A 23,587-nucleotide genomic window follows, 5' to 3' on the forward strand; every position below is an offset into this window, starting at 1 on the left:
ATTTTTTACTTAGGCTATTTTTCTTGAATAAAGCTTAAAAACTCAGCAAGCGGCATGGCATTGAGCCGAGCTAAATCCTCCGCCGTATCCACGCCAGCAGGAAGCTGTTTTTTAGCCTCGGCAATAGCAATTTGACCGCCATTTTCCAAAATCCGCAGCTGCTCTAAGCTTTCAAGCCTCTCAAGCGGCGTTTGCTCCCAAGTGACAAATTGCTTTAACAAGCTGACGCGATACGCATAAAGCCCAAGGTGGCGATAGGCGTTTTTTGGCGCGACTGCGGTTGGTGCAATTCCCAATACTTCATCACGATAGCAGGGAATCGGCGCTCGGCTAAAATACAAAGCGCGCTCAAGGTTGCGCTTGTTTTTATTGACGGTTGCCTTGACGACTTTAACGACTGACGCTCGCAAAAAGCTGTCCCTATTCTCAATCGGCTCATAAAGCGTTGCCATGACGCTGTCATTATCATGGGTAAGCAGCGCTTGAACCTGCGCAAGTAGCAGCGGCGGCACCAGCGGTTCATCGCCTTGCATGTTGATGACGATGTCGTTGTTATCCCAACCTTTAATAGCAGCAACTTCGGCTAGTCTATCCGTTCCTGAGGCATGACTAACTTTGGTCATGACCACATCAAAGCCGGCATCGCGGCAAACGGTGGCAATGCGCTCGTCATCGGTGGCAATACACAAATCATCAGCAAAATCTGCCATCTGCGCTTTTTGCGCGACCCATAAAATCATCGGCTTGCCATGGATATCAAGCAGCGGCTTGGCAGGCAGTCGTGAGCTTTGATAGCGCGCAGGGATGACGATATGCGTTTTAGTTGTCGCGTTATGGGTTTCGTTACTCATCAGCCGCTCCAATTGTTATTTTAAGTTAAATGAATTGAAAATTTTGCCAAGTCTTTTTGCAATTTATCATAGCAATTTGGGCTTAATTGAGCGCTCACCGGAAGCTCCCAAAGCCTACTTATCAAACCAACTAACAAGTCAAAACTTTCAGCGCCGCTTTGTGAAAACTGCGCAAACAGTAACGCGCGAATTTTTACCGCATCTTTACTGGTAACAATGATGGGATAATTTTGGTAAGGCTGCAAGTCGGCAAGGCTAAAGTCATGATGGTCAGGAAAAGGATGCTCAATGACGTTAAAGCCTAGTGCTGTAAGCGTTTCAAAAAAGCGCTTAGGATAGCCAATACCGCTGACCGCGTGAACGGTATCACCGGATTTTGGCGGGGTAATTTGGTGTTGTAATAATTGCGACTTTAAAGTGGCATCGTGAACCCTATCGGATAACAGTATCGGCGATACCTTATCAGGAACTAAAGTCATGACAAGTTTATTATTAGCCTTGTCAGCTTGAGAGTTAGGCTTTTCATGATAAATAACGGTCGCATCTTGTAGCCGCGATAACGGCTCACGCAAAAATCCGGTTGGCAGCAACTGCCTATTGCCAAAGCCGCGAGCAGCATCCACGACAATCCATTCAATATCGCGACTTAAAGCAAAATGCTGCAAGCCATCATCAGCGACAATCAGTTGAATATCCGGATGCGCGGTCAGCAGCGTTTCAATGGCTTGCTGACGATTGGGACAAACGGCAATTGGCGCGCCCGTCACCGCCGCAATCAAACATGGCTCATCGCCAACCTCACTTGGCAGGCTCACCGAACTCACAAGCGCGGGCATCTTATCAGTATCGCTGCCGTAACCGCGACTGATGACACCAACTTTAACCTGCTTTTTTTGCAAAAATTGCACGAGGCTGATAATAAGCGGTGTTTTACCACTGCCGCCAACGGTGATATTACCGATGACCATCACCGGAACAGGAGCGCGGTAACTTGCTAAAATGCCAGTTTGATAAAGCTTGCGCCGAAGCCAACTGATGGCGCCATAAAGCCAAGATAACGGCAACAAAAACCAAAGCCAAACGGCTTTATTTTGCCAAGCTTGGGTAATTTTTGTTTCAAGGCTCATGGCAGCAACCGTTATTCAAAATCGCGGGCGTACATTTGCGCATAAGCCCCGCGCTTTGCCATCAGCTCGTCATGCGTTCCAAGCTCGACAATGCGCCCTGCGTCCAGCACCGCAATTCGGTCTGCCGACTCAATGGTGGTCAAGCGGTGCGCAATCACCAGCGTCGTTCGGTTTTTCATGACGTTATCAAGCGCTTTTTGAATGTAATGCTCTGACTCATTATCAAGGGCACTGGTGGCTTCATCCAAAATCAAAATCGGCGCGTCTTTAAGTAGCGCTCGGGCAATCGATAGCCGTTGCCGCTGACCGCCGGACAGTTGCAGCCCTTCAGCGCCAATTTGACTTTGATAACCTTGCGGCAATTTCATAATAAAATCATGAGCAAAGGCGTCTTTTGCGGCTTGCTCAACTTCTGCTTGCGATTTATTGGCAAGGCTACCATAAGCAATGTTGTTAAAAACGGTGGTATTAAATAACACCACTTGCTGATTGACCATGGCGATTTGTGAGCGCAAGCACTGCAAGGTGATGTCCTCAATCGGCAAACCATCAATGGTAATTTGACCGGTTGAGGTGCTAAGCGTTCGCGTCAGCAAGTTAACCAGTGAAGATTTTCCCGCCCCCGAGCGCCCAACCAAGGCAATCGTCTCACCCGCTTTAATATCCAAAGTAAAGTCTTGCAGCGCCACCGTTTTATCTGGATAAATCAGACTGACATCCTTAAAATCAATCGCGCCTAAAATTTCAGGGCTTAAAATGCCGCTGTCTTGCTCCTCTGGCTCATCAAGCAGCGCAAAAATTGACTCCCCTGCCGCAATGCCTTTTTGCAATTTTTGGTTGACGTCGGTTAATGAGCGCACCGGTTTGCTTAACAGCCCTGCCGCGGCAATGTACGAGATAAACTGACCTGCCGAAATGTTGTCAATCACCGCTGGTCGCAGCGCAAGCCAAACCACCACCGCCATTGCCATTGCCATAAGTAATTGAACGGCAGGCGTATTAATGCTGTTGGTCACCACCACTTTCATGCCTTGGCGCAAGTTTTTTTTGGAACTGGCATCAAATCGGCGCGACTCATACTCCTGACCGCCGTAGTTTTTGACCACGTGATAGCCGCCAATCACCTCATTGGTGATGTGGCTGACATCGCCCATCGTTTCTTGAATGCCTTTGGACAATTTTAAATAGCGCTTTGAGGCCTTTTGAATGAGCCATAAAATCGGTGGCAGCACCACAAATAAAATGAGCGTCAAGCGCCAATTGCTATAAAACAAAAAGCCAATGAGACCGATGACCGTCAAGCCATCGCGAAGTACGGTTTTCATCGACTCAGTACTGGCAGCGGTCACCTGCTCGACATCAAAAATCAGCTTGGAGGAAATCGTCCCTGCCGGATTGACCAAATAAAAAGCGCTTGGCAGCCGCAATAGCTTGTTAAAAATCTGAACGCGAAGCTCATAAACCAAATTGCGCGACACCAATGCCGAATAATAATTGCCCAAAAAGCTGCCAACGCCGCGAACAAAAAACAAAATGACAATCAGTGCCGGAAACCAATCTTGCTTACTTTGGTCGTTATTATTAATGGCATCAGTGATAAACTGTAAAAGCTTGGCAATCCAAATCTCGGTGGCAGCATTGATGGCAAAGCCGATGATGGTTAACGCAATCGCCCACCAATACGGCTTAAGATAGCTTAATAGCCGCAAAAGCGTCTTATGCTTTGGCGGCAATACCGCTTCAATCAGCGGGTCTTTAGTCATATTTGGTTGGCTCATAAAAGCCTCAAATCAGTAAGGTACAACAAAAAAGGCGCTTGGTTCAATGACGTAGCGTCCAGTATTATCAGCCCGTCACGCCTAAGTGCTCAATTAACGCGGCAAGCTCATCAGCGCTTTGAAAAAAAATCTCAACGCTGCCTTGACCGTCTTTTTTATGCTTAAGCTTGACTTCAGCGCCAAGCGTTTCGGTTAAACGCTCAATTAAGCGCTCCGTGTCGCGATTGCGAGCGGCTTTGGCAGGAGTGGTCTTGGGTTCAGGCTGCAAGATGGATTTGACCAAGCGTTCGGCTTCACGAACGGTCATGCCGCCATCGATGATTTTTTGGGCGATAATCGGCTGCTGCTCAAGCGATAACGCAAGTAAGGTTCGCGCATGCCCCATATCAAGGGCACTGGTGGCTAAGTGGTCTTTGACGGTGTCGTGAAGCTGATTGAGCCGAAGTAAGTTTGAAACGGTCGTTCGCGCTTTTCCCACCACATCGGCAATCATGGCGTGACTCATGCCAAATTCAGTATGAAAGCGCTGTAAGGCGGCGGCTTGCTCGATGACCGATAAGTCCTCGCGCTGAATGTTTTCAATAAGCGCCAACGCAATGGCAAGCTCGTCGGATAAGGCGCGCTCAATTGCCGGAATGTCTTTTTTTCCTGCCATTTTTGCCGCCCGCCAGCGCCGCTCACCGGCGATAATCTCGTGGGTGACGTCATCGCGGCTTTTGTCCTCCGTGGCAAGCAGCGGTCTGATGACAATCGGTTGCATGATGCCGTGCTGCTCGATGGACGCGGCAAGCTCGCTAAGCGCCGTTTCGCTCATGTCGCGGCGCGGCTGATATTTTCCTGCTTGCAGGCGCTCAACGTCAATTTGAATCAAGCTGACTTGGTCATCGCCCATTTCAACCGGTTTTTTGGTAGGCTTAGCGGCTTTTGGCGAGCGGAGTTGGCGCGGGTTTGTTTCGGCTTCAGGCAAAGCTTCCTGCGAGTCGTGATCATGGCGCAGCGCCTCACCTTGTAGCGCGGTGGCGGTGATTTGCTTTTCTTTTTTGATTGACCCTAATAAGGCGTCTAAGCCCCGATTGGCAGCCAACCCTCTTTTTTTCGCCATGATTTGCTATCCTCAACTGTTAAAAAACTGCCCATGTCAGGGCGCTTTTTCATTTTTATGCCGTTTTTGAATGAAAATAAGCCCTAAAATGCTCGCTGATTATACTTGATTTTGCAAGCTTTGTTTGATGACCTCACCGGCAAGCTTTTGATACGCTTTTGCGCCTTTTGAGCGTTTTTCAAACGCCAGTACCGGCATGCCATGAGCCGGCGCTTCTGCCAAGCGGATATTTCTTGGAATATGCGTTTTGTACATGATATTGCCAAAATGCGCCTCAAGCTCGTTTGATACGTCATTGGCAAGGGTGTTTCTGGCATCAAACAGCGTTCTGACCACGCCTCGGATGTGCAGCTTGGGGTTTAATTCGGTCAATCGATCAATGGTTTGTGACAAGTCGGCTAGACCTTCTAAGGCATAATATTCGCATTGCATTGGGATAATGACGCCATCGGTTGCCACCAACGCGTTGATGGTTAACAGGTTTAAGCTTGGCGCGCAGTCCATAATCACAAAATCATACGGCTTTTTTTTCGAGGTTGCTTGGTCGTCAATCAGTGCTGCCATCGCGTTTTTCATCAATTCATGACTGTTGGCTTGACCCATCAAAGTGATGTCCATGCCGGCAAGCTCACGGTTGGCGCCGATAACGTCAAATCCTGCAGGACTTTGGTGAATGGCGTCCATCAGCGGCACGCCGTCAAGAAGCACATCCGCCATGGTTTGCTCAAGGCTATTTTTATCAAGTCCGGTGCCGGTTGTGGCATTGCCTTGCGGGTCAAGGTCGATGAGCAGCACCCGCTTTTTTCGCGCCGCTAAGCTTGCGGTCAAGTTTACCGCTGTGGTGGTTTTCCCCACCCCGCCTTTTTGGTTGGCAATGGCTATGATTTCCATACATGTACTCAAATTTATTGATAGAGGACGCTAACCGCGCCTTTTTATGCTGTAAGCTTAGTCATTTTTTGGCGATAATTCAATCAAATGGCGACTGTCATTTAAGTTTGGCACCAAAAGCGCGGTCGTTGTTATTTGCCAGTCATTTTGCAAGGCTTTAATTTCATCCGCACTTGGCGCTTTGCCTTTCATCGCACAAAGTTTGCCATCTGTTTTTAAATACGGCTTGGCAGCTGCCACAAAATCCTCAAGGCTTGCAAAAGCGCGCGCGGTAATTACGTCATACTGACCTGAATGTGCCTCAATCCTTGCTGCAACCGGTGTGACATTATTAAGACCAAGCTCACTGCTGATTTGCCGGATAAAGCGAATCTTTTTTTGGTTGCTATCAAGGGCGGTACAATGGCGATTGGGCTCGCAAATGGCAACAATCACTGACGGCAGCCCCGCCCCTGTACCAATATCTAACAAGTCACCTTTGGGCAATTGCGGTATAATGGCCAAGCAATCGATGACATGCTTAATCAGCCCCTCAACTGGGGCGGTAATCGCGGTTAGATTATACGCTTTATTCCAAAGCAATAAGCCATCTAAATAATGCAGCAATTGGGCAAACTGCGCCTCGCTTAAGTCAAGTCCAAGCTGCCGGCTGCTGTCTTTGAGCATTGCTGTCAGGCTATCGGCGTGATTGCCAAGCTTGGCAAAGGGCTTATTGATTTGAAATTGAGGCGCAGCAGTCATATCGCAAGTCCTGATTGGGCGTGTAAACCCGCCATTTTATCATGCACGCTGCGTATTGAATAGTTGCAGATTGCCCCAATGTCTTTTGCCGCGATAAAACCTTAATCATTGACAATTTACGCCTTTTTTAATTGTAAATTTTATTACTCCCAAAGTTATTTTCTTTGAGCCACTTTACCTGAGCGCTAAGCGATTTATGACTAAAACCACTTCTGCCAAAACCATTGATACCCCAATATCACCCAAAGCCGCCTTGCCGCCAGCAGTCGGCGCTGACGAGAGCCGCACTACCAATTCGTTACAACAAGAGGACGTCTTTGAGCGCTGCCAGATTGCAGCCGATAAGCTCAAACGCTATAGCAAGGTCAAAAAACTGCCAAAAACCACCCAAAAAGCGCCGGCGCTTGATGTGGGATTTGGGCAAAAACGGGCGGTAAAAGCGCTGCAAACGGCATTTGATATTAAAGCCAACGGCTATCACGTGTTTGCTGCCGGTGAAAATGGCTTGGGAAAACGCACGATTATCACAAGGCTTTTGCAACAAAGCGCAATTCATGAGCCAACGCCTGATGATTGGGCTTACGTTCATAATTTTACCGACCCGCGCGAGCCGATTGCAATTTGCTTGCCAGCAGGTCAAGCGCTCAAACTACAAAATGAGGTTGATACCCTTTGGCAAAATGCAAAAAAACGTCTAAGTCAGCGCTTTCGCAGCGAGCAGTATCAAAGCAAAATCGAAGCCATCAAAAACGACACCCATCAAAAAGAAAGCCAAGCTTATGAAGAGTTGAGCGCTGAGGGCAAGCAGTTTGATTTGACCTTGACCTTTCGCGCTTTTGATAACAAAGCCATGTTTGTTCACCCAAGTCAGCTTGAGGACGCCGTCGCTGACAAAGACGCCAAATCAACCGTTGACCCTGCAACTGACGACCTAGAAGCCGCGCCCATTGACCAAGATGCTTTAGACAGTTTAGAGGTACCAAACGCGCAATTTGCTCAAAAAAACCACATGCAAAAACGGCTCAATCAATTGACCATTGAGCTTGAAGCGCTTGAAGACGCGGCAAACGATGCTATCGAAGCGTTGCACCGCGACATTGCCAAGCGAACGCTGTCGCCGCTCTTTAATAAGTTGCAAAAGCAATTTGCCAAATTACCTGCGGTCACCACCTTTTTGCAAGCGATGATGGATGATATGGTCAATCACGTCGAGCGCATCGTTAATGCCGATGATGAGGAATTTATCGCCGGCGTGTTTGATAAAACCCCAAGCCGCTACGCCGTTAATGTGATGGTCAGCCACAAGGCAAAAAGCGGCGCGCCGATTATTTTTGAGGACATGCCAACGCATTTTAATTTGCTCGGTCACGTTGAGCAAATCACCCAACTTGGAACGGTCACCACCGACGTCAGCATGATTCGCGACGGCGCATTGCACCGCGCCAACGGTGGCTATTTGCTGCTTGAAGCTAACTCATTACTTGAGCATCCTTATGCTTGGCAAGGGCTAAAGCGCGCGCTGCAATCGGGCAAGATTAAAATGTCAAGCCTTGAGCAAATGCTGACCTTAACAGGAAGTTTATCGCTTGCGCCAAGCCCGATTGATTTGGACGTCAAAGTCATTTTGCTTGGTGAAGCTGACATTTATTACGAATTGCTTGAGCTTGAGCCAGAATTTGACGCGGTATTTAAAGTTCGCGCGGATTTTCACGATGATGTGGCAAGAACCCTTGAGCATGAATTAGCGCTTGTTGCCAAAATGGCAGACATGATTAACGCTGCCAATTTACTGCCCTTTGACAATACCGCGCAAGCTGCTTTGCTTGAACATTTAAGCTTGCAAGCCGAAGACCAAAACCGCTTGAGCCTACATAGCGACCTACTGATTAAATTGCTTCATGAGTCAGACCGCCACGCCAAAAAGCAAAATGACGCCATCGTTAGCGCCCGCCACGTTGAGCGCGCCATTGTTGATATGGATGAGCGTTCAGGATACCTTCGTGATTTGTATTGGGACGAATTAAAAGGCGGTCAGCAGCTCATTAACACCAAAGGTCTTGCCGTCGGTCAAGTCAACGCGCTTACCGTCGTCAGCTACGCCGATAGCGAATTTGGCATGCCGGCGCGATTAACAGCGGTCATTCAGCCGAATACCGGATCAGGCGATATTTTGGACATCGAGCGCGACGTGGATTTGGGCGGCAGCCTTCACGCCAAAGGTATGCTCATTATGACCAGTTATTTGCGCGCCTTATTTAGCCAACATCACGCCTTAAACTTTAGCGCCTCTTTGGCTTTTGAGCAAAGTTACGCCCACATTGACGGCGATAGCGCCACTGTCAGCGAAGCTTGCGCGCTATTGTCGGCGCTTGCTGATGTTCCCATCAATCAAGCCTTTGCCATCACCGGCTCGATGAATCAGCTTGGCGAAGTTCAAGCGGTCGGCGGCATCAATGCCAAAATCGCCGGATTTTTTGACGCTTGTGTCGAGCAAGGCTTGACCGGTGAGCAAGGCGTGATTATTCCCATGGCGAATATCAGCCAACTCATGCTCCGCGACGACATTATAAGCGCAGTAACAACGGGGCAATTTCAAATCTTTGGCGTCAATACTTTAAGCGAGGCGCTGCGGCTCATGACCAACATTCCTATTGACACGCTCAATAAAAAAGGTCGCTTCCAAAAAGACACCCTATTTGGCAAAATCTTGCAGCGCCTTGAGCTTTGGGATGACAGTTTGGACGATGAAGAAATAGAAGATAAAGGCAACAAGAAAAAGAATAAGAAAAAAGGCAAGTCGAAACAAAAAAAACCTAAAGCTGACCCGACAGCTTAATATAAAAGCAGACCGGCAAGCGGCGGCTAAGCTTTCATCATTGCCGCCGCTGCGCTTTTCTGCCATGATAATTGACGCATAATGTTAAAAAGGTAAGCAATGAGTGATTTCAATTCTCCTGAAGCCCAAGACCAAGTGAGCCAAGCTATTTTAGAAAATACTGATTTAGAAAATACTGAGGACACGGCAAGTCGTCACAGCGCCGCCACCACCGCTCGGCAGTGGCAAGTGTTATCACAGCTTCAGCGCAACCGCTGGGTAGGAACGGCGCACATTTATGAGCAGCTGAAACTTTCAGGGTTTGATATCAGCCTGCGCACCGTTCAGCGCGACTTAAACGCCCTAGCTAAGCGCTTTCCCATCGAAAAAAATAACGCCAATCCGCAAGGCTGGCGCTGGAAAGATGACGCGCCGCTTCAAAGCTTACCGCATATGAATTTATCGCAAGCCGTTGCCTTTAACATGGTTGAGGCAAATTTGACTCAATTACTGCCGCCTGCGATTTTAGATGAGCTGTTTCCGTGGTTTGATTTGGCGCGCCGGCAGCTTAAAAACAGCAAAGTCACCCACTCTTGGCTTGATCGCGTCCGTATTGAGCCTGCCACTCAGCCGCTTATCGCCCCTGCTATTGACTTGGACAGTAAAGATCACATTTATCATGCGCTATTTTATCAATTGCAAATCCGCGCCGACTACACCCGAAGCAATCACACGAGCGCCAGCGAATATATCTTAAATCCCATTGCCATCATTCAGCGCGGCGTGATTATTTACTTACTTGCCACCCGCGTGGATGACCCCGACGCGGTCATCCGCACCTTTGCCCTGCACCGCTTTACTTGCGTTGATATTTTAGAGACTCCCGCGCAAACGCCGGCGGATTTTCAGCTTGACCGCTTTTTAGATGCTGGCGTCATGGGATTTTCGCATCCCCTACTTAGTCAGCTGCCCCATCACGGCGAAAATACGCCCGTTGAGCTGCATTTCACCGCAAGAGCCGGCAGAAGCTTGACCGAAAGTAAACTTAGCCCTGACCAACAAGTTATCACCAACGACGATGGTACACTTAGCATTAAAGCCACGGTTAATTTGACCTCACAGCTGGTTTGGTGGCTTCGCGGCTTTGGCAAAGGCTTACTTAGCGCCAAACCCGACGCCCTTTATCAAGCGGTTCTTGACAGTCCCCTTGATTATTCCTCAGCGCCTGCAGAACATTTATTTGATAATGATAATTTAGACCACAAAAATAACGACAACAAAAGGGAAGAATAATGCTCGAAATAAAAAATAAAAATTTGCTTTCAGACAGTTTAAGCAATCTTGGCTTAACTTCCGATATTTTACTGTTTGCGTTAAATTATGATTTTACGCCGCCCGAGAGCAAAAAAAAGAGTATTTTGCAACGGCTTAAAGAAAACCAAGGCGAGATTGACCTTGATTTAAGCTGCGTGCTTTATGATGATGCTTGCCTGATTCAAGACATCGTTTGGTTTAAAGAACTTCGTGACAAGTCCGAAGCCGTCCGCCACCAAGGCGACAGCTTAACCGGCAAAGACCGCGGCTTTGAGGCGATGTATCACGCGCCACTTGACCAAGAGCAAATCCGCATTTATTTAAGTAAACTTCCTGCCAATATCACTAAAATTGCGCTGATTGCCAGCTCCTATTTTGGTCAAGATTTTAATCAGGTAGATAAAGGCGAGATTCATTTAAGTGATGACGAGGGCAACCTTGCTTTTGAGCTTGATTTAACCTCTTTGGAAAAAAAATGTCAAATGCTTTGGGTTGCCCAACTTGAAAAGCAGGTTGATGACTGGCAATTGACCATGCAAAATTTAACCTTGACCAACAAAGACATCCCCGAAGCGGCGCATTTCATCGGTCGCGAACTCGCCCGAGCGCTAAGCCTTCCCGAATCAGGCTAGAGTTTTAGAAAAAGTTAGAAAAATTTGCCTCAATATAATTTCGCTAATCAAGCGACTCGCCGCAATTGGGGCAAAAGTGCTTTTTTTTAACCTCAGCTTCGCGAGCCTCAAGCGCCTGTTCGCGCAGTACTTGCAGCACGATATCTTGGGCTTGTTCTTTATCCAGCCCCAATTTTCGGCGGATATTATCAATCCTCATTTGATTTTGCACCAAATCAAAATCACCATCCATAAGCGACTCGCGAAATTCCTGCTCAAGCTCCTCGCGGCGCGACGCAAGCTCATTGGCAAGCCCAGTTGCCAAAATACCCGCCGGAAGCGCGGCAAGCCCCACCCCAAGGATGGTAATCAGCGCCCCTAATATTTTCCCTGCCGTCGTGATGGGCGTCACATCGCCATAGCCGACCGTCGTGAGCGTGACCACCGCCCACCACATGGCTTTAGGAATGGATTCAAATTCTTCGGGCTGAGCGTGATTTTCGACCAAATAAATACCGCTTGATGCCGTGACAATCATGATGATTAAAATAAAAATCACCGCTTGAAACGAGCCACGCTCTTTATTAATGACCACCAATAAAATCCGCAACGAGGCAAAATAACGGGTTAACTTTAAGATTCTAAACAGTCTTAAGATTCGTAAGAAGCGCAAATCGATGCTGACAAAATAATTTAAAAACGCAGGCGCAATCGCCGCCAAATCAATCAAAGCGGATGGACTGGTCAGCCACTGCCAACGCTGCCGCCACGTTGTATGGTCCGGTTTGGCTTCCGCCACGCTCCAAAGCCTGAGCAAGAATTCTACCGAAAATACGGTAATCGAAAAATGCTCGAACGCTTTAAAATACGCTTGATAAGGATAGTACCAACTATCAACCGACTCAATAATCACTGCCGCGACATTGGTCATAATCAGTACAATTAAGAAATAATCGACATAGCGGCTCAGCCAGCTGTCATGATCATCATTTTGCAAAATGTCATAAACAAACCGCCGAACGCGCTTTAACAAACGCATAACTTGCCTTTAATGAGTAAATAAAATCTAAACACGCAATTTTTAATCGGTTAGGTTAAGCAAAATTTAGATAGTAAATGACGATCAAAGTTAACAGTAAGCCTACCGTAATGGCAAGGCTGATCTGTAAGATGCGCTGCTCCAGCCGTGAAGCCGCACTTGAGCGCTGACTTGCCACTAGCATCATACCACAATCAGGACAACTGCCGTTTGCTTGGTTTAGTTTGACCATAGACCGCGCATTGCTACAGCGCAGCGGCGAGTTACTACAATATCCTATCATGGCAATTCTTATCCTAAGTGAGCTTTAACATATTGGCTCTTTTATTAGCCTATAAACGTTATAGAAATTTTGTCACTGTAAAAAAAATTTCTCAAAAGCGCAACCCACCCTTACATAATGTCAAAAATCTTATTAGAAACAAATGCTTGCAATATTTCTAGTTTCTAACTAAATCACTACTGTTTATAAGGATTTTGTATTATAATGATACTATGGCGAAAGCGACTTTACTCAGTCTCTTGCCAGTTGTTGGTTTAAACCTTGTTGTTATCCCCAATGAGGGTTAAAGATGATCAATCACGTTAAGGATAAAATGATGAAACTACAATCCCTAGTTTTAGCAGCTGCCACCACCCTTGCCATGACCTCAGCCTTTGCTGTTCCCGCCGGAACTTGGACGGTTGGCGCAGGCGCTCACTACGTTGACCCAAAAAGCGACAATGGTACTGTGACAGTTCCAACAAAACCTACTGCTACTACTTTAGCCGTAGATGTTGACAGCGATATCCGCCCAACCCTTACTGGCGAGTACTTCTTTGCCGATAACCTCGGGGTTGAGCTACTTGCTGCGATTCCTTTTCATCACGACATTACCTTAACCGATGCAACCGGCGCGGAAATCAAAGGTCGTACTCAGCACTTACCACCAACTGTCTCACTTCAGTACCATTTTGACGGCTATAACATGCCAATGAACGTCAAGCCTTTTGTTGGCGTTGGTTTGAACTACACCACGTTCTTTAAAGAAAGAATTTATACGGGTGACGACTTAAATATCAAAGACAGCTATGGCGTTGCCGGTCACGTCGGTGTTGACTTCCCCTATAGCGCGACTGAAGCGTTCCGAATTGATGCGCGCTACATGGACATCAAACCTGATGTTGAGCTAAACGGTGCAGACATCGGCTCTGTTGACATTAGCCCTTGGGTTTATGGCGTTGCCTTTGTGAAAAGCTTTTAATTAATACGCTAAAAACCGCTTAAAAAATCAAATAAAAAGCTGGCTTGATTGCTGGCTTTTTTATTGTTTGCCTTTTTATTGTTAAAAATTTTAATAAAAAAAAGGCTATCCGAAGATAACCTTTTTTTTATTAAAATTTACGCTTAAAGCAAGATTTTACGCGGATCCGCCAACAGCTGAGTCACATAACGGGTAAAGACCGCCGCGTCTGCCCCATTAATCACACGGTGATCATAAGATAAGGACAATGGTAGCATGAGGCGAGGCTCAAAGCTTTGGCTGGCTTCATTCCATTTTGGCTGAATGGTCGCCTCTGATGCACCCAAAATTCCAACCTGTGGCCAGTTAACGAGCGGCGTAAAGGCAGTTCCACCAAGCACACCTTGGCTTGAGATGGTAAAACTTGCACCTTGTAGATCTTTTGCGCCAAGCTTTTTATCACGGGCTTTTGCTGCAAGCTCGCCAATTTCAATGGCGATTTGCTTGATGCCTTTGTCCTGAGCATTTTTAATGACCGGAACAATCAAGCCATCATCGGTTGCAACGGCAATCCCCATATTTACCGACTTTCGTAAAATCAGTTGGGTATTGTCATCACTTAAATGACTGTTAAAGCTTGGGAACTGAGTCAAGGCATAAGCCGTCGCTTTAACGATAAATGCTAAAATGGTTAGACCAATACCTTGCTTTTTCAAGTCGCCTTTAAGCTCATTGCGCAAGCTTTCAGTGTTGGTGATGTCAGCCACATCAAACTGGGTCACTTGCGGCAAATAAGTGTTTAAATTCAGCTGCGGAATCGATACTTTTTGCAAGCGGCTTAAATCAACCGTTTCAGTCTCACCCCAAATATCGCTGTTGCTCATATCCGGAAGGCTTGGCAGTCCCGATCCTACCGGCACGCTGCCGCCAACTGATGCGGTATTTTGCGCGGTCATCCGCGTTTTAACGAAAGCAAATAGGTCTTCTTTTAAAATGCGCTCATTTAACGCTGAACCTTGAACTTGGGTAATGTCCACCCCAAGCTCACGGGCAAGTTTACGAACCGCAGGTCCTGCATAAACATCAGTAAGTTTGGCATTAACTTCACTTTCGCTAAGCTTTTGTACGCTTGCTGATTGGCTTGTAGCGGCAGGGCTTGAAGATTTCGGCGCAGGGGCTTGCTTAGGCTCGCCCGTAGTTTGCTCTTGCTGTGGTTTATTATCTGATTTTGCCGCGGCTTCTTGTGGCTTAGGTGCCGCGGCTTCTGAGTCGCTACTGCCCTCGCTTTTAATGACAATATAGTCTTGACCATTGCTGACCATATCACCATTATTCACAAGGATTTTTTCAATGATACCCGCTTCAGGAGCAGGAACTTCAACCGAAGCTTTATCAGATTCAATCAGTAAGATTGCTTCGTCTTTCTCAACGCGATCGCCAACGCTGACCATAACTTCAGCCACTTGCGCCTCATCAACCCCTAAATCTGGCAATTGATGGGTGCTTGATTTTGCTGATACCGCTTGGCTTTTCTCAGCTTTTGGCGCACTTGTTGTTTTGCTCTTTTGATTAGTGGCTACTTCAGAACTATCGGCGCTACTTTCTTGTTTTTCCGATGCTTCTTCTGTACTAGCCACTATGTCATCACTTGCACTGTCATTTGAATCATCAGCGCTTTCCACTTCAATCAGGGTCATACCCTCACTGACCATATCACCAACATTGACGTTGATTTTGGTGACTTTTCCGGCAGCTGAGCTTGGTACTTCAACCGAAGCCTTATCAGACTCAAGCAGTATAATGTTGTCGTCTTTGGCAATGGTATCGCCAACATTGATCATAATTTCGCTAACTTCAGCGCTTTCTACACCCAAATCGGGGGCTTTAATTTCCATCCTAATTCTCCTTGAGTGTCAAAATTATTCTTTGATGTCGTCAGCGTCAAGTAGCGCTGCATCTGCTGGATCTTCAGCACGACCTTCGCTATTGATTTCATCATCATCTTCAACGACAAATTCAGGGACTGGATTAGGATTGACTTTATCCGGCGCTGGTGCATCTGGCGAATGGTCAAATTGCGGCTGCTGATGCCAAGCGGGTGGATGATCAATGTCGATATTGAGGCTTGAAATGGCATCTTTTACCAAGCGCATTTCAACTTCGCCTTCATCAGCCAAGCGCTTTAAGGTCGCCACAACAATGTGCTCAGCATCAACGTTAAAGAAGCTGCGCAGCTGTTCACGGGTATCCGATCTGCCATAACCATCCGTCCCAAGGGTGGTATAGGGACGATTGTCAGGGAGCCAGCCACGGATTTGCTCAGAATAGTTACGCATATAGTCAGTTGCGGCAACGACGATACCTTCGTGCGGGGCTAATTGTTCAGTGACCCAAGGCACACGCTCTTCCTCCATAGGGTGCAAGCGGTTGTAATCATCACAAGCCATACCATCACGGGTCAGCTCGTTAAAGCTGGTTACGCTCCAAACGTTGGCAGTAATGTTAAATTCATCTTTTAAGATTTTGGCGGCTTTTTGAACTTCGCGTAAAATCACGCCCGAGCCGAGCAGTTGAACTTGGCTTGAACCATTGTCTTCTAGCAAGTACATGCCACGCTTGATGCCCTCTTCAACGCCTTCTGGCATGGCAGGCTGCTCGTAGTTTTCATTCATCAGGGTAATGTAATAGTAAACACGCTCGCCCTCGCCATACATTCGGCGCAGACCATCATGCATCACCACAGCAAGCTCATAACCAAAGCATGGGTCATAGCTTACGCAGTTTGGAACGACGTTAAATAAGATTTGTGAATGACCGTCTTGGTGCTGCAAGCCTTCGCCATTAAGAGTGGTTCGACCAGCAGTTGCGCCAAGTAAGAAGCCTTGAGCTTGACAATCCCCTGCTGCCCAAGCCAAATCGCCCACGCGCTGAAAACCAAACATGGAGTAATAAATGTACAAAGGAATCATCGGCAATGCGTTCACTGAATAACTGGTCGCCAAGGCAATCCAAGCACTCATTGCGCCGGCTTCGTTAATTCCTTCTTCTAACATGTGACCGTCGATGGCTTCTTTATAGCCCATCAAGGCTTCGTTATCTTCAGGGGTATATTTTTGACCAACGGCTGAGTAGATGCCAAGCTGACGGAACATGCCTTCTAAACCAAAGGTTCGCGCTTCATCAGGAACAATTGGTACAACGCGGTCTTGAATGTCTTTGTTTTTGAGCATCGCAGACAGCAGACGCACAAATACCATGGTGGTCGATTGCTCTTTGCCATTACTGCCTTTTAAGATGCGATCAAAAATGGACAATTCAGGAATATTAAGCGGAATGTGACCGCTGCGGCGGGTTGGCAAATGACCGCCTAACGCTTCGCGGCGACCTTTAAGGTATTTCATTTCAGCCGAATCTTCATCCGGACGATAAAACGGTAGCGTTTCTAACTGCTCATCGGTAAATGGTAAATCAAAACGGTCGCGGAAATAGACCAAACCTTCTTTATCAAGCTTTTTGATTTGGTGCGATTTATTGACCGCTTGAGTTTGTGTTGATAAGCCGTAGCCTTTAACCGTTTTAACCAAAATAACGGTTGGTTGACCTTTAGTTTTCATAGCCTCACTAAAGGCAGCATAAACTTTTACTGGGTCATGACCACCGCGATTGAGTCTAGTAATATCCTCATCGGTAAGCTCTTTGGTCATTTCCTCAAGTTCAGGATATTTATTAAAGAACTCTTTTCGAGTAAAGGCAGCATCGCGAGCTTCATAAAGCTGATATTCGCCATCTACTGCTTCTTCCATTCGGTATTTTAAGACGCCGGTATCATCATTGGCTAGTAAGTTATCCCACTTGCCACCCCAAATGACTTTAATCACGCGCCAGCCAGCGCCGCGGAACACCGATTCAAGCTCTTGAATGATTTTGCCATTACCACGAACCGGACCATCGAGCCGCTGAAGGTTACAGTTAATGACCCAAATTAGGTTATCCAGCTTTTCGCGACCAGCAAGTGAGATTGCGCCCAAGCTTTCAGGCTCATCAGTTTCGCCATCGCCTAAGAATGCCCAAATTTTACGACCTTCGTCTTCTAGCAAATGGCGGTTTTCCATATAACGCTGAACGTGGGCGTGATAAATTGACATGATGGGGCCAAGTCCCATCGATACTGTTGGGAACTGCCAATAATCCGGCATTAAATAAGGGTGCGGATAGCTTGATAGACCGTGACCGCCAACTTCGCGGCGGAAGTTTTTTAGCTGATCTTCGGTCAAGCGACCTTCTAAATATGATCGCGCGTAAATTCCCGGTGCTGAGTGACCTTGATAGTAAATCATGTCACCACCAAAGTGGTCGCTTGCGGCACGGAAAAAATGGTTAAACCCCGTTTCATAAAGGGTCGCGCTTGACGCAAAAGTCGCTAAGTGACCACCTAAATCATCATCGTTATTGTTCGCGCGCATCACCATAGCAAGCGCGTTATAGCGAATTAAGGCGCGAATTTTGCGCTCAATCGCCAAATCACCAGGATACATCGGCTCATCTTCTGCCGCAATGGTATTGATATAAGCGGTATCCAAACGGTTAAACGGCAATCCTTCTTGAACCGCCATATTATAAAGCGCTTTTAACAAAAACTGCGCGCGCTCTTTATCTGCATGCTTAATCACCGACTCAAATGCACTGAGCCACTCTTGAGTTTCGGTGCTATCAGCATCCTTATAATAGTTCATTGATATCAATCCTTGTTTATAAATCACTTCTGAGCTATCCCAGAAATGCGGGACAAAATAAAGCCACAATACGGCAGATCCGAGCATTGCATCCGTGCTCAATTGTATCGTATCTGGGTTCAGCTAATAAACTTTCAGCGGTCAAAGCTACTATATTGACAACTATTTGTTGCACTTAAATATCGCTAAGATTTGTTCAAATTGCCTTAATCTCTCACTGGTACTAATATTTGGTCAAGATTATGTTGCGGCAAAACATCATAGCATATTGTCAAAAATAAAGGGTAAGCGCTACAGCGCCTACGTTTGAGTTCAGCTAGCTTAACACTGTTAGTATTAGGGTCGCAATCTTTTTGCGATTGCTCAGACTATTATAGAGTGAAAAAATGCAATGGCTTATAGCGGCGGCTAAATATCAATAGCTAAATTATTTCCAAATAAAATATTGTTGGAAATTTTGTTAGCCATTGAATTACGATTTTTTAGCCAATCATCTAAAAAATATTACCCTTTATCTGAACAAAGTCAATTTGATAGCAAATTTTTGTTACTATAGTTTACTTATTGTTCTATAAATGTTAGATTATATTACAACAATTGTTTATAAAGTCTAATTTCATACTGTACTTTTCGGACTGCTTATTACTTGAACAGCTTTCGTAAAGCAGAAATAGGAATATTATGTTGAATCTTTTGAAACCTTACATTCCTCTGCAAGTTGCTAAGTATTTTCCAGTTTTCATCGCTATGTCATCTGGATTGGCTCATGCTACCCCGACAAATATGGGAGTTTTTTCTGATACGTCATCCTTGAGTTTACCAGGTGGAGGGGCGGCTGCCGTTACTGGAAAATATACAACAGCTGGCGGTGCTACAGGAACATTTAAGCTGACTCGAAACAGCGCTACCGGTTATGACGGTGCTGAAATAAAGCAAGAAAATGGTTCTGTAAAAAACGGTTTAGAGATAAAAAATAGAGTAAATCAAGCTAGCAACAACGACCAATTTAATTATACTTTTGAGATTACCCCTAACAAACCTGACGATAAAAACTTTATCCATATTATCAAAATAGCTCAAGCAACCTACGATACAACCGGAAACTCAGAGCCTGCTAAACAAACTATCAGCTTTCAAACGCCGCTAATTTCGTTTCATTCGATGTCAGCCGAGGTAAGTAACAACGAGTCCGTCCCATATCACTACAACGCCATGGGCGACTATATTACAGGAACTAAAAACCCCAACAATACCTTTACCGATAACTCTAATGCTTCGGGGCAGCAGCTGCGTCAAGATGATAGCGGTGAGCCTGAAAATAAACTGTATTATTTTAAGCTTGCTGATTTAAAAGGGGCTAACTCAAGCCCTTATACGATTAGCACTCCGATAGGGTTTAAAGCGAACAAAAAAGGACAGCTCCCCAACCCAGTAAATTTTAATAATTTATTAAAATCCTCAGCTCAGCCTACTACTTATAAAGATTTGGCAAGCAATTTTTCTATCAATAGCGGCGGTACCTTTGTCAGCTATGGCGTAGCAAACGCTAATAGTACCTACGTTATTTCGATAAACAACGCCACGCAAGCCACCGTGAATTATAAAGGCATCATGAACGGGCATATAGGGGGTAGTGAAGTGGGCGAAACTTACAATGAATGGATTACCTTCGGGGTTGCGAGTGTTCCCATTACGGATTTTTATTATACTTTTTCAGGATTCGTTTTTAATGACAATGGCGGAATAAGCGATAGCTTAGCCAATAGTAATGAGGTTAACGCCCCCTATAAAAACAATGCTGCATTTTTTAATGGTAAAAAAGACAGCAATGAGCTTGGTATATCGGGTATTACTATTGCTTTAACGCAATGTAACAACCCATCAACAGTCTTGGCAACTGCTATAACAGGCACAGATGGCGCTTACAGTTTTACAATACCGAAAACAGTAATTGCAGAAAATACGGATATCTGCCTATCAGAAGTGACGCCTCCGGCATTATTCCCTATCTCAACTACTGTTAGTAAAATACAGAGAACCGTCTCCACAGCAACCCCTTCATTTACTAATCTAGATTTCGGTCACGTTGCTAACAGTAATGCGGCCTTAGTCCTCAAAAAATATCATTACGTTCATGATTGCAACACCAATCTTGACTATTCTCAAGTTCCTAAACAAGCTACTTCAGCCTTAGTCGGTTTTAGTATGGCAAGTATCAGTAATGTTGAAGCTGGAAAATGTATTGCTTATCAAATAGAAGCTTATAACCGCGCAAACTTAGACCTTACTCAGGTGCAGATTTTCGATACCTTAAATAAAAGCAATGAGGGTCAATCGGTTTTTTATGCGCCGCTGCCCACAGGCGTAACTTCTACTCTATATTCACTCGCGAGCACAAGTAGCCCAACTATTGGTTTAAATGAGCACGGTACGATTATCTCTGCACCGTTTGACTTACAAGAATCACAGCAAAACAGTCCTAAAATGTTATTTTTTAATTCCAAGTTCCTCCCCAAGTTAGAGTGATATCTAATCAATTGTATATTATTAACCTACTCATGATTCTATGCACTTAAAATCCAAAATATAACCGTTAAGATTATTTTAATGACCATTTGTCGGATTTTTCATTTAAATAACAAATAATGTTTGTTAAAAATTGCCCGCCAGTTCTATAATAGTTTTGTTACGTTGCTTACATAATTTATACGTTATGTTAATTTATATAACATGGCGACCGCATCGCTCAGGAGTTTATGATGTTTGCTCAGTATAAAAAAATATTCCTCTTAGCTGCTATTACAATTAGTGCTTCAATGACATCGGCAGTTGCAGCCGATGCGCTAAAAATGGAGCTTGTTGCCAACAAAGTGGTTAAAAGCGCTGATGGCAAGACAAGCTATACCTCCGTTCGCAATGCCCCTGCGGGCACGGTAATCCAATATAAAGCTACCTATACCAACACCATCAATCAAAATATCGATGATTTACTCGTAACCCTACCAATTCCTGCCAACATGACCTTTAACGGCGAAGCATTTCCGAGCACCGCTCAAGCCACAACAGATGGCAAAAACTACGCCAACATGCCATTGATGCGAAAAGTTAACGGCAAGATGGTAAAAGTACCTTTATCAGAATACAAAGCGTTGCGCTGGAACATAAAGCTACTTCCTGCCAATAAATCAGCCGACGTTTCTTTAAATACTATTGTTAATTAAAAATTTTTGATGTTGTACCAAAAAAACCTGTTTTTAAATTACCTAAATTTCGGAGTCTTTGATGAAAATTACCTATTTTACCCCCTCACTTCTTGCGGTAGGCGTGGTTAGCGCGCTAGGATTAAATAGCGCTTTTGCGGCTGAAACTAACAACACTACCCCGACCGCATCGGCAATTGAAAACATTGCCACAGCAGTATATAAGGTCGCAGGTAAAGACCAGCCTGAGGTTCAATCAAATAAAGTCACGGTAACCATCAATACAACAGCAAACTTTAGCTTAGTATCAGCCAATAACACTGATGCTAATAAAGATGTAAAGGTCGCTCCAAAGGGCACGAGCACATTTACTCATAAGCTATCAAACGATGGTAACATCAGCGACACTTATACCATTAGCGTCAAAGCCGATGACGATGCTAGCATCGTAACGCAAACCCCTGATTATAATTTAAGTCTAGCAGACAATATCAGCTATACCATTACAGGTAAAAACGGTGCAGCGCTTACCCAAGCTCAAATTGACGAGCTTACGGCATTAGGGCAGTCAGCAACTGGCACTATAGCAAATAATGCAGCAATTAAACTTCCTGCTGGTACGGAAGCAACACTAAGTTATAATGCAGTGACCCCAAACACTCAAGAAGGTGGTAATTTTGGTGTTGGCACAATCAGTGCGACAAGTTCGATTTTGACCTCTACCACGCTTGTCAACGAAAACCAAACACTGGTTAGTCTGCCCGTATTTAAGATTGAAAAAACCGCCGCCTGTCAAAGCAATACGACCTGTTCAAGCTTCGATGTAAATGCTACGGATAAGACGATTGACTATACGATTAAAGTCACTAACGTTAATCTTCCTTATAGTGTTGCTGCAAATGTCTTTATTATCAGAGACGTACTGCCAAAAGGTCTGACCCTTAATGGCAACGTCACGATAAATGGTGCTCCTGCTAGCCAAATTAACTCTGCAGGTATTGATGCTAATGGTAGACAGATTATTAACATTCTTGTGCCAACCTTATTGGTCGGTAGTGATATGACAGCGACCTTTAAAGTTGATGTCAATCCTGCGGAGCTGACCGATAAAAACAACTTAGTCAACCATGCCGACATCTATGATAGACTCGGTTCACTTGACCTCTTACCACCGGATCTTACTCCTAATGCGCCAGATGGCTATGATGTCTTTGATACTACCGACATCAGTAACCCAAATAAAAAGACTTATCTAAAGCCAGCCGTTGAGAGCAACGAAGGTAAAGACAGCGCCCCAACGATTACCCTTACCAACCGCAACCTAGCGATTACTCCAGGCACAAGCCAAGAGATTCCGCTGAAAGATAGCACAGTGACTTACGCTCACACCATCACAAACAATGGTAATGCTACCGAAGGCGGTGCGACGCGTCCGATTACCATTACAATTACCGACCCCAGCAGTAGCGCTCCGCTTACTATCACAAACGTATATTATAAAGAGCCTAACGGTCAACCTGTAACGGTAACTCTTGACCAAAATGGCTCAATTACCTTACCCAACACTGTCACTATCGCGCCAGGTGCAACTATTGAAATCGGCTATAATGTGACCTCTTCTGGAACAAATTCAGCTACTGAACTTAATTTATCTGAAGTAAATACAGTGACTGTTGCCGCTGCAAATGGTGGCTCATCAAATAACGCTAGCAATACCACCACTATTAAAGGGTTGCTGTTAAATAAACTGGCCGCTATTTCAACAGACTGTAGCGCTGTGCCTGCCGCTAGCGCCTACTCAGCTACAGTAACCGGTACTGCGAAACCAGGTGATTGTATTTACTACCAAATCACTGCAACTAACGGCTTTGGCAGCTTAGATATGACAGATGTTACTATTTCCGACTTAACCAATCAGTGGAATGGCCAAGCCAAATATAAGGCAGCTTCTGCGATTGCCTCTACAGGTGGAACTAATACTGGTCTTTCAGGCTCAGGTGCGACTGAAAAGGTATCAACCACTTTTGCGACGCTGAACGCCGGCGCTTCAGGAACATTGACATTTGCTGTTGAAGTTAAGTAGACCGTTTTAGTTTTTATATCAACAACTCTCAAGCTTGAAGCTTAAGCTTGAGAGTTACTTAACCTTATATTTTATTGGA

At 45.5% G+C, this 23,587-nt stretch carries 17 protein-coding genes; 7 read left to right on the forward strand and 10 right to left on the reverse strand.

Annotated elements, in window-relative coordinates; all coding sequences use genetic code 11:
• Positions 1-14: 14 nt before the first annotated feature.
• From kdsB to rsmG, 6 genes are all read right to left on the reverse strand, one after another.
• Complete coding sequence (kdsB, locus tag ACZ5XY_RS01560) at positions 15-851, reverse strand: 3-deoxy-manno-octulosonate cytidylyltransferase (protein WP_464742340.1); 837 nt, start codon at positions 849-851, stop codon at positions 15-17.
• Between the two features lie 20 nt (positions 852-871).
• Entirely contained in the window at positions 872-1,978 is a 1,107-nt protein-coding gene (gene lpxK / locus ACZ5XY_RS01565; protein WP_464742342.1) for a tetraacyldisaccharide 4'-kinase, read from the reverse strand.
• Between the two features lie 11 nt (positions 1,979-1,989).
• Positions 1,990-3,756 (reverse strand): lipid A export permease/ATP-binding protein MsbA, encoded by a 1,767-nt coding sequence (gene msbA, locus ACZ5XY_RS01570; protein ID WP_464742344.1) that lies wholly within the window; start codon positions 3,754-3,756, stop codon positions 1,990-1,992.
• 67 nt (positions 3,757-3,823) lie between these two features.
• Positions 3,824-4,858, reverse strand: a complete 1,035-nt coding sequence (locus tag ACZ5XY_RS01575) for a ParB/RepB/Spo0J family partition protein (RefSeq protein ID WP_464742346.1) — start codon at positions 4,856-4,858, stop codon at positions 3,824-3,826.
• A gap of 99 nt (positions 4,859-4,957) precedes the next feature.
• Complete coding sequence (locus tag ACZ5XY_RS01580; protein ID WP_464742348.1) at positions 4,958-5,749, reverse strand: ParA family protein; 792 nt, start codon at positions 5,747-5,749, stop codon at positions 4,958-4,960.
• A 57-nt stretch (positions 5,750-5,806) separates the two neighbouring features.
• The gene (rsmG, locus tag ACZ5XY_RS01585; protein WP_464742350.1) at positions 5,807-6,490 is read right to left on the reverse strand and encodes a 16S rRNA (guanine(527)-N(7))-methyltransferase RsmG; all 684 of its coding nucleotides are present in this window, start codon (positions 6,488-6,490) and stop codon (positions 5,807-5,809) included.
• Between the two features lie 196 nt (positions 6,491-6,686).
• Between rsmG and ACZ5XY_RS01590 the strand changes: the two genes are divergently transcribed.
• The 3 genes from ACZ5XY_RS01590 (at position 6,687) to ACZ5XY_RS01600 (ending at position 11,251) form a co-directional block, all read left to right on the forward strand.
• Positions 6,687-9,326 carry an AAA family ATPase gene (locus tag ACZ5XY_RS01590; RefSeq protein ID WP_464742352.1) on the forward strand — a complete coding sequence of 880 codons (2,640 nt, stop codon included), beginning with the start codon at positions 6,687-6,689 and terminating at the stop codon, positions 9,324-9,326.
• A gap of 99 nt (positions 9,327-9,425) precedes the next feature.
• Positions 9,426-10,598 (forward strand): helix-turn-helix transcriptional regulator, encoded by a 1,173-nt coding sequence (locus tag ACZ5XY_RS01595; RefSeq protein WP_464742354.1) that lies wholly within the window; start codon positions 9,426-9,428, stop codon positions 10,596-10,598.
• Positions 10,598-11,251 carry a TerD family protein gene (locus ACZ5XY_RS01600; RefSeq protein ID WP_464742356.1) on the forward strand — a complete coding sequence of 218 codons (654 nt, stop codon included), beginning with the start codon at positions 10,598-10,600 and terminating at the stop codon, positions 11,249-11,251. The genes ACZ5XY_RS01595 and ACZ5XY_RS01600 overlap by 1 nt, the downstream gene beginning before the upstream one ends.
• A gap of 43 nt (positions 11,252-11,294) precedes the next feature.
• Here ACZ5XY_RS01600 and ACZ5XY_RS01605 read toward each other — a convergent pair whose 3' ends face one another.
• Together ACZ5XY_RS01605 and ACZ5XY_RS01610 are read right to left on the reverse strand one after the other, a co-directional pair.
• Positions 11,295-12,269 (reverse strand): ion transporter, encoded by a 975-nt coding sequence (locus ACZ5XY_RS01605; RefSeq protein ID WP_464742358.1) that lies wholly within the window; start codon positions 12,267-12,269, stop codon positions 11,295-11,297.
• Positions 12,270-12,324: 55 nt separating this feature from the next.
• On the reverse strand, positions 12,325-12,552 hold the full coding sequence (locus tag ACZ5XY_RS01610; RefSeq protein ID WP_464742360.1) for a hypothetical protein: 228 nt from the start codon (positions 12,550-12,552) through the stop codon (positions 12,325-12,327).
• A gap of 316 nt (positions 12,553-12,868) precedes the next feature.
• Here ACZ5XY_RS01610 and ACZ5XY_RS01615 point away from each other — a divergent pair, with 316 nt between their 5' ends.
• Positions 12,869-13,513, forward strand: a complete 645-nt coding sequence (locus tag ACZ5XY_RS01615) for an OmpW/AlkL family protein (RefSeq protein WP_464742362.1) — start codon at positions 12,869-12,871, stop codon at positions 13,511-13,513.
• Between the two features lie 143 nt (positions 13,514-13,656).
• Here ACZ5XY_RS01615 and ACZ5XY_RS01620 read toward each other — a convergent pair whose 3' ends face one another.
• On the reverse strand, positions 13,657-15,387 hold the full coding sequence (locus tag ACZ5XY_RS01620) for a 2-oxo acid dehydrogenase subunit E2 (protein ID WP_464742364.1): 1,731 nt from the start codon (positions 15,385-15,387) through the stop codon (positions 13,657-13,659).
• A gap of 24 nt (positions 15,388-15,411) precedes the next feature.
• Positions 15,412-18,225 (reverse strand): pyruvate dehydrogenase (acetyl-transferring), homodimeric type, encoded by a 2,814-nt coding sequence (aceE, locus tag ACZ5XY_RS01625; protein WP_464742366.1) that lies wholly within the window; start codon positions 18,223-18,225, stop codon positions 15,412-15,414.
• 681 nt (positions 18,226-18,906) lie between these two features.
• Between aceE and ACZ5XY_RS01630 the strand changes: the two genes are divergently transcribed.
• The 3 genes from ACZ5XY_RS01630 to ACZ5XY_RS01640 all read left to right on the forward strand — a co-directional run bounded on the left by ACZ5XY_RS01630 (position 18,907) and on the right by ACZ5XY_RS01640 (position 23,508).
• A complete protein-coding gene (locus ACZ5XY_RS01630) occupies positions 18,907-20,751 on the forward strand; it encodes a hypothetical protein (protein WP_464742368.1) in 1,845 nt (614 codons plus the stop codon).
• Between the two features lie 290 nt (positions 20,752-21,041).
• Complete coding sequence (locus tag ACZ5XY_RS01635) at positions 21,042-21,446, forward strand: hypothetical protein (protein WP_464742370.1); 405 nt, start codon at positions 21,042-21,044, stop codon at positions 21,444-21,446.
• Between the two features lie 61 nt (positions 21,447-21,507).
• A complete protein-coding gene (locus tag ACZ5XY_RS01640) occupies positions 21,508-23,508 on the forward strand; it encodes a hypothetical protein (RefSeq protein ID WP_464742372.1) in 2,001 nt (666 codons plus the stop codon).
• Positions 23,509-23,587: the final 79 nt, after the last annotated feature.

Source organism: Psychrobacter sp. GTC18467 (genome assembly GCF_055397455.1).